The organism is Peribacillus sp. GL_122, assembly GCF_057835005.1.
Window position 1 is genome coordinate 2,142,238 of the sequence record NZ_CM174415.1, and the last position, 18,695, is coordinate 2,160,932.

The 18,695-nt window shown below is 37.4% G+C and carries 17 protein-coding genes; 15 read left to right on the top strand and 2 right to left on the bottom strand.

Annotated features, from left to right (window positions below; genetic code table 11):
• The first annotated feature begins 61 nt into the window (after positions 1 to 61).
• Both AC3ISB_RS10415 and AC3ISB_RS10420 read left to right on the top strand, forming a co-directional pair.
• Positions 62 to 466, top strand: coding sequence for a PaaI family thioesterase (locus tag AC3ISB_RS10415; protein ID WP_098373178.1), 405 nt, complete (start codon positions 62 to 64; stop codon positions 464 to 466).
• Positions 467 to 539: 73 nt separating this feature from the next.
• The gene (locus AC3ISB_RS10420; RefSeq protein WP_480338838.1) at positions 540 to 2,138 is read left to right on the top strand and encodes a long-chain-fatty-acid--CoA ligase; all 1,599 of its coding nucleotides are present in this window, start codon (positions 540 to 542) and stop codon (positions 2,136 to 2,138) included.
• A gap of 108 nt (positions 2,139 to 2,246) precedes the next feature.
• Here AC3ISB_RS10420 and AC3ISB_RS10425 read toward each other — a convergent pair whose 3' ends face one another.
• Positions 2,247 to 2,999 (bottom strand): hypothetical protein, encoded by a 753-nt coding sequence (locus AC3ISB_RS10425; RefSeq protein ID WP_480338839.1) that lies wholly within the window; start codon positions 2,997 to 2,999, stop codon positions 2,247 to 2,249.
• Positions 3,000 to 3,576: 577 nt separating this feature from the next.
• Between AC3ISB_RS10425 and AC3ISB_RS10430 the strand changes: the two genes are divergently transcribed.
• The 10 genes from AC3ISB_RS10430 to AC3ISB_RS10475 all read left to right on the top strand — a co-directional run bounded on the left by AC3ISB_RS10430 (position 3,577) and on the right by AC3ISB_RS10475 (position 13,154).
• Positions 3,577 to 4,689, top strand: coding sequence for an ABC transporter substrate-binding protein (locus AC3ISB_RS10430; protein ID WP_098373175.1), 1,113 nt, complete (start codon positions 3,577 to 3,579; stop codon positions 4,687 to 4,689).
• Positions 4,679 to 5,512 (top strand): alkaline phosphatase family protein, encoded by an 834-nt coding sequence (locus AC3ISB_RS10435; RefSeq protein WP_144551009.1) that lies wholly within the window; start codon positions 4,679 to 4,681, stop codon positions 5,510 to 5,512. Before AC3ISB_RS10430 ends, AC3ISB_RS10435 begins: the two co-directional genes overlap by 11 nt.
• Before the next feature lie 126 nt (positions 5,513 to 5,638).
• Positions 5,639 to 6,493, top strand: a complete 855-nt coding sequence (locus AC3ISB_RS10440; RefSeq protein WP_098373173.1) for an ABC transporter permease — start codon at positions 5,639 to 5,641, stop codon at positions 6,491 to 6,493.
• Complete coding sequence (locus tag AC3ISB_RS10445) at positions 6,490 to 7,362, top strand: ABC transporter permease (RefSeq protein WP_057216377.1); 873 nt, start codon at positions 6,490 to 6,492, stop codon at positions 7,360 to 7,362. Before AC3ISB_RS10440 ends, AC3ISB_RS10445 begins: the two co-directional genes overlap by 4 nt.
• On the top strand, positions 7,362 to 8,375 hold the full coding sequence (locus AC3ISB_RS10450) for an ABC transporter ATP-binding protein (protein WP_098373172.1): 1,014 nt from the start codon (positions 7,362 to 7,364) through the stop codon (positions 8,373 to 8,375). Before AC3ISB_RS10445 ends, AC3ISB_RS10450 begins: the two co-directional genes overlap by 1 nt.
• Before the next feature lie 27 nt (positions 8,376 to 8,402).
• Positions 8,403 to 9,185 carry a DeoR/GlpR family DNA-binding transcription regulator gene (locus tag AC3ISB_RS10455; RefSeq protein WP_098373171.1) on the top strand — a complete coding sequence of 261 codons (783 nt, stop codon included), beginning with the start codon at positions 8,403 to 8,405 and terminating at the stop codon, positions 9,183 to 9,185.
• 132 nt (positions 9,186 to 9,317) lie between these two features.
• A complete protein-coding gene (locus AC3ISB_RS10460; RefSeq protein WP_480338840.1) occupies positions 9,318 to 10,190 on the top strand; it encodes a Cof-type HAD-IIB family hydrolase in 873 nt (290 codons plus the stop codon).
• Between the two features lie 29 nt (positions 10,191 to 10,219).
• On the top strand, positions 10,220 to 10,549 hold the full coding sequence (locus AC3ISB_RS10465) for a DMT family transporter (RefSeq protein WP_098373169.1): 330 nt from the start codon (positions 10,220 to 10,222) through the stop codon (positions 10,547 to 10,549).
• Positions 10,550 to 10,589: 40 nt separating this feature from the next.
• A complete protein-coding gene (locus tag AC3ISB_RS10470) occupies positions 10,590 to 10,910 on the top strand; it encodes a DMT family transporter (RefSeq protein ID WP_098373168.1) in 321 nt (106 codons plus the stop codon).
• 1,116 nt (positions 10,911 to 12,026) lie between these two features.
• The gene (locus AC3ISB_RS10475) at positions 12,027 to 13,154 is read left to right on the top strand and encodes a PepSY-associated TM helix domain-containing protein (RefSeq protein ID WP_430098744.1); all 1,128 of its coding nucleotides are present in this window, start codon (positions 12,027 to 12,029) and stop codon (positions 13,152 to 13,154) included.
• A gap of 290 nt (positions 13,155 to 13,444) precedes the next feature.
• On the opposite strand, the gene AC3ISB_RS10480 is transcribed toward AC3ISB_RS10475, so the two are convergent.
• Positions 13,445 to 13,591, bottom strand: a complete 147-nt coding sequence (locus AC3ISB_RS10480; protein WP_480339073.1) for a hypothetical protein — start codon at positions 13,589 to 13,591, stop codon at positions 13,445 to 13,447.
• A 576-nt stretch (positions 13,592 to 14,167) separates the two neighbouring features.
• Between AC3ISB_RS10480 and AC3ISB_RS10485 the strand changes: the two genes are divergently transcribed.
• Genes AC3ISB_RS10485 through AC3ISB_RS10495 form a run of 3 tightly spaced genes read left to right on the top strand, consistent with a single transcriptional unit; the run spans position 14,168 to position 18,648 of the window.
• On the top strand, positions 14,168 to 15,487 hold the full coding sequence (locus AC3ISB_RS10485; RefSeq protein ID WP_430098745.1) for a helix-turn-helix domain-containing protein: 1,320 nt from the start codon (positions 14,168 to 14,170) through the stop codon (positions 15,485 to 15,487).
• Between the two features lie 38 nt (positions 15,488 to 15,525).
• Positions 15,526 to 17,004 carry a M81 family metallopeptidase gene (locus tag AC3ISB_RS10490; protein WP_480338842.1) on the top strand — a complete coding sequence of 493 codons (1,479 nt, stop codon included), beginning with the start codon at positions 15,526 to 15,528 and terminating at the stop codon, positions 17,002 to 17,004.
• Positions 17,005 to 17,028: 24 nt separating this feature from the next.
• Positions 17,029 to 18,648 (top strand): N-acyl-D-amino-acid deacylase family protein, encoded by a 1,620-nt coding sequence (locus tag AC3ISB_RS10495; protein WP_430098748.1) that lies wholly within the window; start codon positions 17,029 to 17,031, stop codon positions 18,646 to 18,648.
• The last annotated feature ends 47 nt before the right edge of the window (positions 18,649 to 18,695 follow it).

The following is an 18,695-nucleotide window of genomic DNA, read 5'->3' on the forward strand; positions in this document are numbered from 1 at the left end:
TATACGTTTCTGCTCCTTTCCGTATATAGGTTGAATCGTGCCAAAGTGAGGGGGAGGAAGATTGCCTGTTGAAGTGGAAGATATTCGGAATCAATTCGAAAGTAGTGCATTCTTTTCACATATAGGTTTTGAAATCATTCGATTTGAAGAGGGGAATGTTACTATAAAGTTGAACATAGAAGAACATTTGCTTAATGTTAATGGAACACTGCACGGCGGTATTCATGCTACCATGCTGGATACCATTCTAGGAATGGTGACTCGTTCCGTTACCAAATCCAAAGTCGTGACGACAAGCTTAACTGTACATTATTTAGCCAGCATATCGAGCGGGGAACTATTTGCGGAAGCAAAAGTCCTTCAAAAAGGATACAAAATTGCCTTTACTGAAGGAGAAATAAAAGATACTGAAGGCAACACAATTGCAAAGGGCACAGGAATTTTTAAAATCATTCGTGATAAATGAGGCAAGGATGATCAAGTTGGCTGACAAATGACTATGCTCCATTTTAATAGAAAAGAATGAGGTGTGAAAAAAATTGACTAGAACTTGGCATGGATTTTATCCGAAAGAAACTCCTGCTGAAATTGACATTCCAGTAGTGTCATTATATGGACTCCTTGAACGTTCAGCCCGACTTTACCCAAACTGCAAAGCCGTAATAGACGGGGATTGGGAAATGACATATATGGAATTAAAGGATGCCTCAGATCGTTTTGCTGTGAATTTAGACAACCGTGGATTTCAAAAAGACGATCGTATAGCAATCATGCTGCCAAATTGTCTAGAATATATCATTGCCTATTATGCCATTCATCGTTTGGGAGGTGTGGTCGTTCAAGTGAACCCGCTGTATCAGTCGAGTGAATTGGATTATATATTACAGGATTCCGAAGCCAATTGGTTCATTGGGCGTGAGGAACAACGGGAAAAATTATTGCTAACAAGTTTTTCTGATAGGTTAACGTTCATACCAGTCGACCAATTAATGGAAACAGGAACGGAGTTATCAAGGAAAGGTAAGGAACTTCCTGCTCTGGCCATTGATCCGAAGGAAGCTGTAGCTGTACTTCAATATACAGGGGGGACTACAGGGAAATCAAAAGGGGTCATGCTCACGCATTTTAATTTGATCTCGAATGTTTATCAAGACTTTGCCTTTACGGCAAATGCCCTTCAACTCCAAAGGCCTGGGGAACGGATGCTTGGATTGACCCCATTATTCCATGTGTTTGGTAATGGACGATTGAATAGTGCCATATATGCCGGATCGACTTTTATCACATTAGAGAAATTTGAAATAAACAAGGTGGTGGATTTGATTCGAACACATCGGCCAACGATTTTTCCAGGTGTCCCGACCATGTATATTGCTTTACTGAATCACCCGGATTTAACGGCGGACGATTTAAGCTGCTTTAAGTACTGCAGTTGTGGTTCAGCCCCGCTCCCGATAGAAATCATTCATCAGTTCGAAAAAAAATTACGGGTTACAATATTGGAAGGGTTTGGAATGTCAGAAACTTCACCCACTACCCACCGCAATCCAGTCATAGGACAGAAAAAACCAGGAAGTATCGGAATTCCATACCCAAATACCGACGCTAAAATCGTCGACTTAAAAACAGGCATTGATGAATTGCCAGCAGGTGAAAGAGGCGAACTGATCATTAAAGGTCCGCAAGTAATGAAGGGATATTGGAAGAATTCAGAGGAAACAGCAACGGCTTTGCGGGATGGATGGCTTTACACTGGGGATATCGCGACGATGGATGAAGAAGGATATTTCTATATCGTAGGCAGGAAGAAAGATATGATCATTGCAAGCGGTTATAATGTTTATCCAATCGAAGTTGAAGATATTATTTATCAGCATCCAGCCGTAAAAGAGACATGTGTATATGGGGTTCCGGATTCATACCGTGGGGAAACGGTAAAAGCTGCCATTGTCTTAAAGAAAGGAAAGTCAGTCCCGGAGCAGGAAATCAGGGAGTTTTGCGTGCAACGATTGGCCAGATACAAAGTGCCGCGAAGTTTTGAGTTCAGGGAACAACTGCCAAAATCAGCTGTAGGGAAAATATTGCGCAGAATATTAATGGAGGAAGTAACACAGAACCCTACTGTCGGGGAGAGATAAGCAGTTCATTTATCGTTAGGGAACTCATAGGAAACCCTAAATAAGTGAAACCTTTTTTCGAGGTTCCCCTTATTTAGGGTTTCCATCATATTTTTATAGACTATAAAACTACTTTCCTTTTAGCGGAATTTCAAATGAAGTCCCCTCCACCAATAATTCATGAGACTCACCATCCGCTATATCATCGGTAGTGAATGAAAAGGAATCGAGCCGATCGAAGTTTTCCTCGGGATCAACCAATAAGCCAATTGTGCCTTTTCTTGTTTCTCCTGGTTGGTAATCTGATCGGCTTACTTTTTTTGTCCCCATAAAAGTATCTCCGGAATGGATGAAAGTTTTAGAAGGCACATCATATGTAAGATCATCATTGAAAGTAACATTTTCCATGCTGAAGAACTGAAGTTCCTTCGAATCTTTATTTTCCACGGAATATGTTATCTCTAGATAGGAAACCTCTTCATCAATATCCGTTTTAGACAACGCAGCCTGTTGATCGATTTCCTCCATGGATAAATTCTCTTTATAATATATCGAATAGGCCTCTTCAAAACTCAATCCCGTATAGGACTTGAGCTCCTCCTTTATTTCATCTGTGAGTGAAGACAATTGAATCCTACGGATATCCTTGATTGTGATGACCATGGGTGCCAATTCAAATGACTCATTAATGGACTTCGTTTCTAGCAATGTGAAGGTTCCCCAATTTTTTTGGCGAACCTTATCTCCGACTTTTTTTAGATAGGTCCCGCCATATTCCTGCACCTCAGGAATTTTGGACTCCTTGGCTTCCGCTTTTTTCCCTTTTTCATTTTTATCGCTCCCGAAATAATTGAAGGCAATTACACTTAAACAAATAAGCAATAATCCAACAATTGCTGAAATGATCCATCGTTTACGGATACTTCATCACTCCTTGTCTTAAACCATTGATGTCATAAACTATAATATACCATTTTTTCGCAAATGCGGGATTGGGTAACTGAAGAAATTAAAAGGCATGAGCCCGGTAGATTTCCGGGTTCATGCCCTCAAAGCTGTGCTTATTTAAATAAAGTGTCTAACTTTTTGGGCTCACTGGGACGCGGTTACATATCTTATGCCAACTACCATTCAGTTAACTTTAGGTCCCCCTTTGTAAAGGACAATAATTTTGAACTTAAACAAAGGAAGGTACTACCTCATTGAATAAAGAACAAGCAAAGGAGCTTGCCGTCGATACGATGCAAAATGTCAACCTACCAAATCCCGCGAAACTATTAAAAGGCTATCTTTTTCAATTGTATGAACATAAAAGCTGATGATGAATTGGACAAATAAAGAACTGATTTACAAAATCTTAACGTTGGATTAATGTGGGATTTATATTGAATGATTATGATTAAGCCGTAACAAACAGTAATAAACATTAATAATTCCACATTAAATGGAGGCACTTTTTATGAATTACACATTCAAGAAGAATTGTTACAAGTCTATTCAAGCTGTGATGTTAGGAGTGAGTGTACTAGGATTAGCTGCTTGTGGAGCTACTAAAGAGGAGGCTGCTCCAGTTGTTAAGGATCCAAGTTCGTTAACCCTGAAAGAAATTGAAACAAAGGCAAAAGAAGAGGGGACAATTAATAGTGTCGGTATGCCTGATTCATGGGCTAACTGGGGAGAAACGTGGAATGAAGTGATGAAAAAATATACATTGGAACACAATGATACAGATTTATCCAGTGCCGAAGAGATTGCCAAAATGGAATCTGAAGGAGAGAATGCAACAGCTGATATCGGCGATGTAGGGGTTTCCTTTGGGCCCATCGCGGAACAAAAAGAATTAACGATGCCATATAAAACTTCCTATTGGGACGAGGTACCTGACTGGGCAAAGGATGACAATGGAGATTGGGTTGTTGGCTACCAAGGAACGATTGCATTCTTAACTAATAAAGAATTAGTAGATAACCCGCCAAAATCATGGGATGACATATTAAAAGGAGATTATAAAGTAACAGTTGGGGATGTTCAGCGTGGTACACAGAACCAAATGGCCGTTCTTGCTGCGGCTAAGGCTTACGGTGGTGATGAAACAAATCTCCAACCAGGAATTGACTATTTTGCTAAGCTTGCCAAGCAAGGCCGCCTTAGCTTAACTGATGCCAAGCCGGCTAACATCGAAAAAGGGGAAGTGGAAGTTGCCCTTGTTTGGGATTTCAATGCTCTTGGCTACGCTGACCAAATTAACCGCGATCAATTTGACGTCGCCATTCCAAGTGAAGGTTCAGTCGTAAGCGGCTACGCAACTATTATTAACAAAAATGCAAAGCATCCTCATGCGGCAATGGCAACTAGAGAATATATCTTAAGCGATGAAGGACAAATTAACTTAGCTAAAGGATTTGCCCGTCCAATTCGCGATGTAGAACTACCGAAAGAAGTAGCTGAAAAAATGGTTCCAGAAGAACAGTACAAAAATGCAAAACCAATTGAAGATTACAAAGCTTGGGAAGAAACGGCTAAAAATTTACCACAGCTTTGGCAAGAAGAGGTGTTAGTCCATGTCAAATAAAGTAATAGCAATTGTTGTTGATGGTATGAGATATGATAAAGCATGTGAGGCTCTTGGATTTATTCAACATCTAGTTGAAACAAATCAGGCAGCACTTTATAAAGTAAAGTCGGAACTCCCAAGTCTTTCCCGTCCATTATATGAAGTGTTACTAACGGGTACAACGGCATCAGTGAACGGAATTACGTCCAATCAAGCCGTTCGCTTATCTACTGAGAAAAGTCTCTTTCATCTTACGAAAGAAAACGGCTTAAGAAACGGAACGGTATCTTATTACTGGGTAAGCGAACTTTATAATCGCGCGCCATTCCATTTTATTGAGGATCGTGAGCAAGAGGATGAGTCTAAGCCGATTCAATATGGGAAATTTTATTGGGATGATGACTATCCGGACAGTCATGTGTTAATGGATGCAGAAGCTTTGCGCAGAAAGTATGACCCACACTTTTTATATATTCATCCGCTCGGTGTAGATGTAAAAGGAGAACTTTTCGGTTCGGAATCGAAAGAATACCGTGAACAAATCTTAAAAATGGGAAGCTTGTTGGCACAACTTTTGCCAATTTGGATCAAAGAAGGTTACCACATTTTAATTACATCTGATCATGGCATGAGTGAATATGGCAACCATGGCGGCATAACTGATGGTGAGCGTGATGTACCGCTCTTTATCATGAGTCCAAAAGTTGAGCCTGGTGTTTACAGTGAAGTAGTTCCGCAATTAGCTTTTGCACCGCTCGTTTGTGAACTTTTAAATATTGAGCCGTCCAATAAAATGATTTCATATCAATTTCCAGGTCTGAAAAGAAAAAATACACTTTAAAAAAGATACACTATTCAACATTAAAATGAAGAATGAAGGTTGACGGGAATTGGTTTAACGAACGTACTGTTAAATCAATTCCTGAATTTTTCCAAATTGTTAGAGAACAAAGAGGAGCGAGAAGTCTTGCGAAAAATAAAAAAACAAAAAATTTACTTATTAGCTCTTTTACTGCCATTTATTATGTTTGTGATTGGATTTGAAATAGGACCATTAGTGGCAATGATTAAAAATAGTTTTTATGCAGACGATGGAATTCAAGTTACTATTGATCAATATATCACCATATTTAAAAGTAAATTTTACTTACAAGCCATTCAAAATAGCCTTGTCATTTCTTTATTTTCTGCTGTAACTTCTGTGATTATAGCAGTCATTGCAGCCTATTCGATTACAAAGTTCTCACAAAAAATACAAAATCGCTTACTGATGATCGCCAATATGACGTCGAACTTTGAGGGTATTCCCCTTTCATTTTCATTTATTATTTTACTTGGAAACAATGGGTTGTTTACGTTGCTTTTTTCAAAGATTGGTGGGGATGTGTTTGCGGATTTTAATTTATATTCATGGACAGGCCTCATTCTTGTTTATATATATTTTCAAATTCCGCTTGCTATTATGCTCATCTACCCATCTTATCAAGGAATTAAGAAACAATGGAAAGAAGCCTCTTCATTATTAGGAGGATCAACATTATCATTTTGGCTGCACATTGGGATTCCAGTTCTTTTACCTAGTATTGTAGGTACATTCAGTATTTTGTTTGCTAATTCGATGGGAGCTTACGCTACAGCCTATGCATTAGTAGGCAGCAACTATAACTTATTGTCATTGCAAATTGCCTCTCTAGTTGCTAGTGACGTTGCATTAAAGCCGCAGCTAGGTAGTGCGATGGGAGTTCTTCTAGCAGCGACAATGATAGGGGCGATGTGGTTCAATGAACGAATGATGCGCCGCATTAGGAGGGATTTACGATGAAATCTTCATTGACTTTTCATAAAGTGATTGTTGGGTTACTAGTTATATATTTATTAATTCCGCTTGTAGGAACATTTTTATTCTCGATTGCCGGTAAATGGGATCATACCATTTTACCTGAGAGTTATACAATGGATTGGTATATTGAATTATTTCAAGATGAACGGTTTTATGATGCTTTTCGACGAACGCTGTTTTTAATTGTCATGTCTGTAGGTCTTAGTGTTGTTATTATGCTTCCGACTATCTTTATCATCACGGTATATTTCAGTAAATGGGAAGGGTTACTTCAAGCAGCAGCTATGCTTCCTTATGGAATTCCTCCCATTGTTGGAGCTGTAGGATTAATCAAGGTATATTCAGATGGACCAATTCAAATTGCCGGAACACCTTGGATTTTAATCGGTGCCTATTTCATAACGATTCTGCCATTTATGTATCAAGGTATTCGTAGCAGTCTTCGTACGATTAATGCCGTGCAGCTTGTTGATGCAGCTGAATTACTCGGTGCTACAAAATTCCAGTCGTTTCGCACAGTGGTGTTTCCAAATATTATATCTGGTATTTTAGTGTCTACCTTATTATCAGTCGCTCTTTTATTTAGTGAGTTTGCTTTTGCCAATTTGCTTGTCGGGGGCCGATTTGAAACCATTCAAATTTATCTTGCCGACAAACTAAACAGCAGTGGTCACTTAACAAGTGCAATTGTTATTACTTATTATTCAATGATTTTACTTTTAACGGGGATTGTATTAAAACTTACGTTTAGAAACGAAAAAAATCCTGTCGGGTCAAATAAGAAGCGAATTCTTTCATTTTTTAAAAAACAACACTGTAATAAAAATACTGCTATAGAAGGTGAAAAGTAATGAGCTATGTAACCATCGATCAAGTGACTAAGGGGTATGAAAATCAAGTCGTTCTAAATGACATTTCTTTAACATTAAAAAAAGGAGAATTTGCTACACTTCTTGGGCAAAGCGGATGCGGGAAAAGTACATTATTACGTTCCATTGCGGGGCTTGAAGGTGTTGATGTAGGAAGAATCTTAATTGATGGAAAAGATATTACTAATTTATCACCGCGTCAGCGTGAAGTCGGTATGGTATTTCAGTCTTATGCGCTTTTCCCAAATATGAGCGTTTTTGACAATATCGCGTACGGCCTTAAAATGAAGAAGGTAAAAAATATTAAATCAAAAGTGAAAAATATGATTGATATGGTTGATTTAATAGGAAAAGAAGAGTCGTATCCTCATCAATTATCTGGTGGACAACAGCAGAGGGTTGCTCTTGCCCGTGCGCTTGTCATGGAGCCGAAAGTACTGCTTTTGGATGAGCCGTTAAGCGCATTGGATGCTAAAATTAGAAAAAGTTTGCAAAAAGAATTAAAGAGAATACAGAAAGAGTTAGATATTACAACTATTTTTGTTACCCATGATCAGGAAGAAGCAATGACGATGTCTGATCGAATTTTTGTCATGAATAAAGGAAAAGTTGTACAATCCGGTTCTCCATCAGAAATTTATACTTCTCCAGTCAATACATTTGTTGCAAAATTTATCGGAAATTATAATGTTTGTAATATGGAAGTTTTCCATAAACTTGTTCGCAGCACAGAATTAAAAGGGAATGAAGTCGCCATTCGTCCTGAAGTTTTACAATTAGTTTCTGCTGGTGAGGATAGCTTGGATTTACAAGAGAACTGGGGAATTAAAGGGTTTATTAAAGATGTTTCTATGACAGGGAATGTTTTAAGATATGAAGTAGAAACAGATGAGTCTGCTTTCCTTGTAGACTATCTTCACCACCGAGGGAAAATGTTTGAGCAAGGAGCACGCGTTCATATTCTTGTACCGAAGAAAGAATGCATTATTTTATAAATTATTAATGATCACGGGGGAAGGAATATGTCTGTTTTGCCTGAAGAAAGAAAGAATGAAATTTTAAAAGAACTTAACAAAATGGGAAAAGTAAAAGTTATGGAATTAGTTGATCAATTTAATGTTTCAGAGGAAACGATTCGACGCGATTTGATGATATTAGAGGAAAAAGGACTTTTAAAGAGGGTTTACGGTGGAGCGATTAAAAAAGTCTTTGAATTTGAGGAGCCTCCATTTACCCAGCGTACAACAGTGAATCAAGAAGCGAAAATCAAGGTTGGGAAAAAAGCAGTAGAACTCATTTCTAACGGAGATGTGATTGCCATTGATGTAGGGACAACCATGCTTGAATTTGCGCAGTGTATCGAAAATAAAATAGACATTACGATTTTAACCAATTCTCTTCCTGTGTCGTCTGTGTTAACCGAATTGCTCAATGAAAATAAGTTTACAGGACAAATTCTATTACTAGGAGGACAAATTGATCCAAAGCATCAATCTATAAGCGGCGGTCTCACTGAACAAATGTTAAATCAATTTAATATTGATAAAGCCTTCATTTCAGCTGGTGGTGTTTCCATTCAAAATGGGGTTAGTAATTATCATTTACATGAAACATTAGTTTCACGCAAGATGGTCGAGGTATCAAAGCAAGTTATATTGCTAACGGATTACTCTAAAATTGGTGTCGACACATTTAGTAAAGTTTGTCCTCTAGAAAAAGTCGATGTGATTGTCTGCGAGCAACCATTTCCAGAGGAATGGAGAAATCATTCAAAATTAGAGGATATCAATTGGATTCAAGCATAGTCAATCCATAAAAGGACATATCGAGATGGATGAGGGAGTTCTCTCTCTTTTTTGATTGGATTTTTATTGATAGCAGGTATAAAAGCTAGAAAGAGAATTTAATAGATAGAATGAGAAAAGGGGCTATATAGCATGAGTTTCATTGCGATAGATTTAGACGGAACATTATTAAACGACCAGAATGAAATTAGTGAAGAAAATAAAAAGGCGATTCAATATGCCCAAGATAGAGGCTTTGAAGTAGTTATTTCAACAGGACGGGCTTATTTTGACGTTCAAACAATTTGTGAAAAAGCCGAGATTTCCCCATTTGTAATCGGGACAAATGGCGCAACTATTCATTCCAAAAGCGGAAAGTGCATTTCTTCTATCACGATAACTAAAGATCGTGTCGAATCTATTCTCCAATGGTTAGATGAACGGAATTATTATTACGAAGTGTTTACTGATAAAGCCATTTATACTCTTAAAAAGGGTAGAGAACATTTCCATAATGAGATTAAAAGTTTGAAAAGCGCAGATTTGAATACAGATATGAAAGAATTAGTTGAAGTAGCGGAAAGGCAATTTGACCAGTTTGGATATGTTTTAGTTGAAAACTATCATGATATCTTAAAACAGGAGGAAGAATTCTATAACATATTAGCATGTTCTTTTGATAAAAAGAAATTAGAGGAAGCATGGAACCAATTCAAAAAGTTTGATGAGTTGATGGTTGTTTCATCTGCTGATCACAACATTGAAATTACTAGTAAAAGAGCTTCAAAAGGAATGGCCCTTGAAAAATTGGCTTCTTTGATGAATGGCTCCTTAGATCAGGCTATGGCAATCGGGGACAGCAACAATGATTTATCCATGTTCCAGAAAGTTAGATACAGCGTAGCGATGGGAAATGCGAAAGATGTCATAAAAGCTGTTTGTACAACGACAACCCTTAAAAATGATGAGAATGGGGTAGCTTATGCGATTTATCGATATTTGGAGAACTTCGTGGTTCAAAAATAAGTGTCAATGCCGAAGGAGAGAGCGATAAAATGGCATGGATATATATCATAATGGCAGGACTTTTGGAAATCGTCTGGGTGATCGGTCTTAAATATTCTCACGGATTCACCAAAATTATACCTAGTATAGTAACGGTAGTTATTATAATCTTTAGTTTCTTTTTACTTTCAAAAGCTTTACATTCCATTCCCTTAGGAACTGGTTACGCCATTTTTACTGGATTGGGAACGGTGGGAACAGTAGTAATTGGGATGCTTTTTTTGGGAGAGACCATTAATCCACTGAAAGTATTTTTTATGGCTTTAATGATATTAGGGATAATTGGAATAAAAATCAATCCGGCACAACCTAAACATTAAAGGAAATGATATGATTTATGCAAGGTTAGGGGATGATTCAATGGCTTGGTTTTTTCTTCTTATTGCCGGATTTGCCGAGATTGGTAGTGTTATAAGCCTGAAACGTGCAGACGGGTTTAAAAAATTGCTACCCTCTGTAGCGTGTCTTTTTTTGGGGAGTTTAAGCTTTTATTTTCTTTCTTTGTCATTAACTTCTATTCCAGTGGGGACTGCCTATGCAATTTGGACCAGTATCGGCTCTGTTGGAAGTGTTTTAGCAGGAATGATCTTCTTTAATGAACCTAGAAGTTTAAGATTAACCCTATTTATTATGTGTATTATTGCAGGGGCAGTAGGTATTAAAATGACTTCTGGACATTAAGGTCAGGGTATTAAATGGCAATAAGTAGATAAAGAAAAAAGTTATGATACCTATGGATGAGAAGAGTGATGAAAACTATTCAAGATTGGTAAAAGAATATCCTTTAATAAAGTGTTAGTTGCTACAAAGGAAATGTTTTGGTCAAATCCTAAATATGAACCATTTTAAATTGGATTAAAAAAACTTCCACTTAATGAAAAGGATGTAAAAGATGCTGAGGAAAGGTTAAAGCGTTTTGCTAATAACACACATTTCAGATAAAGTAAACAAAAAAGGTATGCAATATTGTATATAAAATCGTGTAAAAACTGTTTTTTATAACATAAGACCGTCATTGATAAGATTGTAGAGCTGAATCCCTTGGGTCTTCAAGATTGCCAACCATTGAATAAATCCAAACAATTCTTTTTTTGCCATTATGGTATCCTCCTAATTTTCTTATAAAACTTTTATTTTAGTAGAACCGATATTATCGGCCCTTTAATTGTTCAACTAATGATTACTAATTCTAAATTGAGTCTGACATTCAGACCATGCCATATATAAAAATAGACCCTGACTATGTCAGGACCACATGTTAAGAAAACGTAATGTATGCAGTTAAATTCCAAAAATTAAATGTCCATTGAACTCTTGCTGATTCACTTCATAAAGCTCATTGTTCACGTCTGCATGAAGCTGTAGGTCTTTACGGTATGGATTATACCTATATAAACAATAAAAAACACCAATGCTGGTGACTGTGTATTTATACATAGCAAGGCTTGATGGTGCAGGGATTTGAAGATGGTAACAAACGAAAGGACCAAAAAATTTGGTCCTTTTTTGAAGAACAAGATTGTTATTTAACAAAGCCTAATCGTAAAAAAAGTAATCCCTAAATTCCTGTCCAACCTTTCCAGAAAAAAATTACACGTTGAACTCATTTTCTAAAAGTGGATGTCCCAGAAGTAAAACTTTTGGGGCATCTCTTTTTATTAGTTAAGTTCATCTAAAGACTATCAAATAAGGGTTATATAGGCTTTTACTAGTTTATATTGACAATGATAATCATTCTCTTTATAGTATTGATTATCATTCATAATTTCATACTACTTTTGGAAAGAAGGCATTTCTATGAAAACACGTAGAATCATCGCAAAAATTCATTTATGGCTTAGTATGCTAGCAGGGGTTTTTATTGTACTAATTGGCTTAACAGGAAGTTTGCTTGTCTTTGAACCTGAACTAAACAGCATGCTGCATCCTAATTTGTATAAAGTAACAGAAGGAAAAAAAGTTACGTACCAGCAAGCCTTGCAGGTTGTATCAGAATCACATCCAAAAGGTCAAATTGACCGTGTATACACTCCAAGTGAACCTAACGCTCGAGGAGTTTACCTATTCCGCCTTAAAGAAGGAGAAGAACAAAAAAACATATTTGTCGATCCAGGAACAGGATACATAAACGGAACATTAGGGGATAAAGCATTATTTAATCTAATAGCGGAGTTTCACGAAAAGCTGCTGTTAAAAGATTTCAATGGTGATAAAATCATCGGTACGATTGGATTTATTTTCTTTTTTATTACATTATCAGGATTATATTTATGGTGGCCGGGGATTAAAAAATGGGCGCGTGGGTTTATTTTAAGACGTAATGCTAACCCTTATGTACGGCAATATGATCTACATAAAGTCATTGGTGGAGTTTCCATTCCGTTTTTATTGGTTGTTTCGTTAACAGGAGCACTTTTTGTGTATGATGAAATGATTTTTGGTTGGTTTGGTGCAAAAGCAAAGGTAATGCCTCCAGAAGAGCAGCTTATCTCAAAAGCCCTTCCCACTGGAAAGCTTCCACTTGATGAATTGATAAGTAGAGCTGAAAAAGCAGTACCTCAGGGAACACTTATGCAAGTTAGAATGCCCGAAAAGGTGGAAAGAGGAACTCCAGAAGGCGCAGTGGAATTTCGTCTCAGCGGTTCATTCGATCCAGGGAATGGAAATGTAAAAGTATGGTTAGATCAGTATAGCGGAAAAGTAGTGGGCAAGCTAGATCCACGTGTTAATAGTGGGCTTATGTATCAAACATGGCACTTTCCATTACATACCGGTAGTTTTGGTGGCTTATTTACTAAAATTTTGTATGCTATCGGTGGTCTTACTCCATCTATACTGATGTTCACTGGTGTCTATATGTGGTGGTATAAGAAAAAGAACAAGAACAAACGGAAACAGAAAATCGACTCGAGAGCCGTAGCATAAACACACGGCGATGTGAATCCCTTGTAATCTTATCGCTTATATCCATGTCAAGTAAATTTCAAGAAAAATTATTTACTCCCGGATCGAGGGCCGGGAAGTAGACGTATATTTAATGGGCAGCAGTTTTACCTTAACTTTAATAGCTTTATAAAATGTCCGATTCTAATATTATGGAATCGGGCATTTTTTTATGCATGAAAAACATCAATTTCCCCAGTAAGAACTGAAGTATTAGGTTCCTGTATTGGTATCTAATTTCCAATGGATATAGATATGATTAGCAAAATATCCTACGCAATGTATAGCCATTTATACTCATCATGTAAAGGTCGATATGATACACGATTTGGTAGCATACTTAGATTCACATCCAAATAGTCTGCTAACTCTCTTTGCGGTGGAAGTTTTGTGCCTGGAACTAAACGCCCCTCTATAATGTTACATTCTACTGCTTAGCTAATGCCTGATAAAATCGGTCTATCTTCTCGATTTAATGTCGGCTTCCATGTCATTGAATATTTTTCAAACGGATTAATAGGCACAATCCTCATCCTTTTTTCATACATTTATAAAATTGTATGGCAACAAATTCAAATCCATAAATTCCTTTAAGTATTCTTCCATAATCGAGCCCGATTTTTAATGAATAAAGGACATTACCTATTTGATATAAACTAATATGTAATGTCCTTTAATTTTATCTATATTTTTTAAATGTAGGTCTTGATAAACAATGATATGCGGCAAATAGAAATATTTTTCCTAATATTACCCAATTAACATGTGATATCGATAATAGATCAATAAAGGCCTAGGTCAACTGGATGCACGAAGATATAGTATTCACTAGTGAAAAGGAATGGAGAAAGCTCAAATAAATAACTGACTGCTCAAAAAAACGTATTTCGGTCCATTAACAGACATTTACTTTTATTATTTAGATAGTTAAAGTTATAAACAATAATAAAAACTTACTATTCAGTATTATTTGAAAAATAAAAGTGGAGGATCGGATGAATACAAAAGTATTAGTAATAGGTCCTATAGATTTAGTAGAACTAGTGTTTACTATCGGTCAATCGTACTCTGACATTACCATGTTACCTGCACCTTACAAACATGAACAGGAAACAATAGATGTGATTAAAAGAAGAGTCGACGAGGCGGATGTTTTATTCTTTTTAGGCATAATTCCTTATCAAATGGCAAAGAATCAAAATGTTACAAAGCCTATGGTGTTTATTCCCTCAACAGGAACATCCTTGTATCGTACTCTTTTTAAGATCATTACAGAAACTTCTTTTAACCCAATCAAGGAACCGTTAAGGATTAGTATAGACACATTGCCAAATAGAGAAGTAAAAGAGTGTTTTGAGGATTTAGAAATATATCCAGAAAAGATGTTTCTGAAAGCTGATCAAAAAGCGGATGAATTGGTTCATTTTCATTATGAATTATGGAAAAATAATCAAACTCAGGTGGCCGTTACCTGTGTTAAATCCGTATACGAATCGTTAAAAGGGCTAGGGGTACTAGTATTCAGAGTTCTCCCTACTATGTCCGCCATTCGAACTAGCTTGAATAATGTCCTTTTGGAGGGGAAGGCCTTGCTTCAAAGCGATACACAAATTGCCATTGGAATCCTGCATTTTAATAACTTGCTTTCTTCTTTAAAAAAGCCCATATCAGAATATGGAGAACAGCGAAAAAAGGCTGCACTTCAAAATCTTCTAATCGATTTTTGTGAAGAGGTCCAGGCTATTTTTGACTGGTCAGAACGAGATGAAGTCCGATTTATAACCACTAGGGGCGCCATTGAAAGGACTACCCACAAATATAAAAAAGCACCGCTATTAGATGAGATAGCCATGAAAATTGATGTAGAGACCACCATTGGAATAGGATTTGGACATACAGCAAACGAAGCGGAAGTGAGTGCTCGTAAAGCACTTATGAAAGCGAGAGTTAATAAACCGAGTTGCTTTGTGGTTGACATGGATGGAACTGTTTTTGGGCCTGTCGGAAAAGATGGGAAATTGAAATATTCCTTGCGGAGTGATGACCCACATCTAATGAATTTAGCAAAAACAGCTGGGCTCAGTATTGCAACCATAAACAAATTACTTTCCTTTTGTGAGTGCTTTGGCAATAGATGCATCACTTCAAATGATCTTGCTAACGGATTAGGTTTGACCATTAGGAGCGCTAGGAGAATCCTGAATACCCTTGAAAATACGAATTTAGCTGTCATCGTGGGTGAGGAACAGCCCATTAACCGGGGGAGACCCCGACAGTTATATGAATTTCAATTTTCCAGGGAGTCAGTCAGATAGGGTTTTATTCATTTAATAGTGAAGAAAGGGGAGATTTTATGAGAATAGCAATCGGTCAGTTGGCGCATGAAACGAATACATTTTCTCGAGTAAGAACGACAGTCGACTTATTTAAAGTATGGGAATGGACCCAAGGAGAGGAACTTCTCGATAGGCATACTGGTGTATTGGATTATTTGGGTGGGATGATCGATCGGGGAAAAGAACTGGGGATTGAAATTGTGCCGACCTTTGCAGCCATGGCCAATCCTTCAGGAACGATAACACAGGAAACGTTTCAAAAAGCAAAAAATCTATTAATATCAAGTATTTTGAATTCTGGAAAATTGGATGGGATTTGTCTATTTCTTCATGGTGCAGGGGTAGCGGAAGGAGTTGACGATATTGAAGGCGATATCCTATCGGAATTAAGAAGCATTTTGGGTTCAAAAATACCAATAGTAGCTGCATTGGATCTCCATGGTAATATTACGGAAACCATGGTTAAAAAAGCTGATGCACTACTCGGAAATATAGATTACCCTCATACGGATTCCTATGAAAGGGGGAGTGAAGCAATTGATATAACTGCTCGCATCATTCAAGGAAAAGTTAACCCGGAAATGGCTCTATCTAAATTACCATTACTTATTCCTACTACAACCTCCTACTTTTCTCCAATTAAAGAAATCAATGAATGGTGCGAGGAATGGGAAAAGCATCCTAAGGTGCTTGATTGTACCTTATTTCACGGCTTCCCATATTCAGATATCCCTCACGCAGGAGTTTCAGTAATTGCCATTACGAACAATGAACCCTCATTAGCACAAAAAATTTCAGATGATATAGCTGTTAGAATTTTTGAGAAGAAAGATGAATTTTTTCCTATATTGCCTTCACCAAAGAAAGCCATTACATATGCTTCCTCCCAGAAGGAAATGCCCATCATCATTAATGAAGCTTCCGATAACCCTGGTGCAGGTACACCAGGAGATGGCACATTTTTATTGAAGGAAATGATTGAAGCAAACATTCCAAATAGCTGCTTTGGATTTATTTTTGATCCAGAAATAGCAAAAATGGCCCATGAAGAAGGTGTGGGGTCCCTAATTCATGTCGAATTAGGTGGTAAAACAGATAGTTTACATGGTAACTCTCTAAAAATATCAGCTTATGTAAAAAGTCTATCTGATGGCAAGTTTATTCAATCCTCACCGATGTGGAATGGAAGCAAAGTGAACCTGGGTAGAAGTGCAAGATTATTGGTTGGAAACGTGGATATCATTGTATGCTCTGTAAATTCCCAGACTTTTGATGAACAAGTTTTCCTCCTTCATGGAATAGATGTTGAGAAATCAAGTATTGTTGGTTTGAAATCATCTCACCATTTTCGCGCAGCCTTCATGCCTATTGCTAAAGAAATTATAACGGTTGACTCGCCTGGGTTAAGCAGTGTGAAGTTATCAACCTTTGATTACAAGAATATAAGCAGACCGATTTACCCTTTTGATCCTATTTTAAATCATCAATTAGTCTAACTAATATATAGAGGATGTGGTCAAATGCTTGACGTGATAATAAAAAATGGAAGGGTTTATGATGGAACAGGGAACCCTTGGACGAAAACTGACATTGGAATCAAGGATGGAAGAATTACTTTTATGGGCAATTTAAGCAGCGAACAGGCAAAGCAAACTATAGATGCCAATGGGTTGGCGGTTTCACCAGGATTTATTGATCCCCATGTTCATTCCGATTTACTTTGTACTGTTCCTGAAGTTCATAAAATAAAGTCACTTCAGGGTGTGACTACAGAATTATTTGGGCAGGATGGTATTTCTGTTGCTCCTGTATCGGAAAAAACAAAGCCGTTATGGAAAAAACAATTAAGTGGACTAAATGGCGATATTGGGGAGTGGCCATGGAATAGCATTGATGAATATTTTTCATTTCTAGAAAAGTCAAAAATGATAGGCAACGCGGCTTACCTTGTGCCTCATGGCGCTGTTCGTTCCTTGGTCATGGGATTTGAGGATAGAGTGGCTACTAAACAAGAATTGGAAAAAATGCGGTTGATGGTCGAGGAAGGAATGCGTATGGGAGCAGTAGGCTTGTCCTCAGGATTAGTTTATCCCCCAAATGTTTTCTCCAATAAGGAAGAATTGATTGAAATATGTAAGGGTACTGCGAAATATGACGGCTGTTTCGTTGTCCATATTCGGAATGAAAGCATTCACTCTTTATCAGCTTTGGATGAAGTCATAGATGTTTCCAGACAATCCGGTGTAAGATTACATATTTCCCATTTTAAGATAATTGGCCAGGGAAATAGGGATAAATTTAAGAAAGCGCTGGACAAGATGAATGCCGCTAGAGAGGAAGGTATTGAGATTACCTTTGATCAATATCCATATTCAGCCGCTTCAACCGTTTTTCATGCCATACTTCCACCTTGGATGCATTCAGGGGGAACGGAAGAAACGCTGATACGATTGAATATTCCAGAAATCAGAAAAAGAATCTCAGATGAATTTAAAACAAACACAGAGTATGAAAATTGGGTTTTGAATTGTGGCTGGAAAAATATCATTATTACCTCCGTTCAAACGGATTCTAATAAATGCTTAGAAGGTAAGGATATGATTGAAATTTCAGAAATCAGGCAGCAATCCCCTGAAGATGCCGCATTTGATATTCTCATTGAGGAAAAAGGGAATGTAGCAATGGTTATTCATTGGGGATTTGCGGAAGATGTTTTGCTGAGTATGTGCCATCCACTGCAAATGGTGGGATCCGATGGGATTTTTGGAGGTAAACCGCATCCCCGATTATATGGGACATTTCCGAGAGTATTAGGCAAATATGTTAGGGAAGAAGGAGCTTTGACGCTTGAACAAGCGATTCGTCGAATGACAGGTGCTCCTGCGCAGCTAATGAGATTAAAGGATAGGGGATTAATTAAAGAGGGATATCAGGCAGATATTGTTATATTTGATCCTTTAAAAATTAAAGATCGAGCTACATTTGAAGAGCCGCTATTAGAGCCTGAAGGCATACATGTGGTTTATATAAATGGAAAATTAACCGTTTATCATGGGGAATACACAGGAGCACGAGAGGGGAAGGTAATTAGAAGGTTCCAAAGTTCAATAGATAAAGTGGCAACATTTCAAGATCGATAGATAATCCCTATTAATTTGCCCATGGAAAGAAAAATGAAGGATTAGTA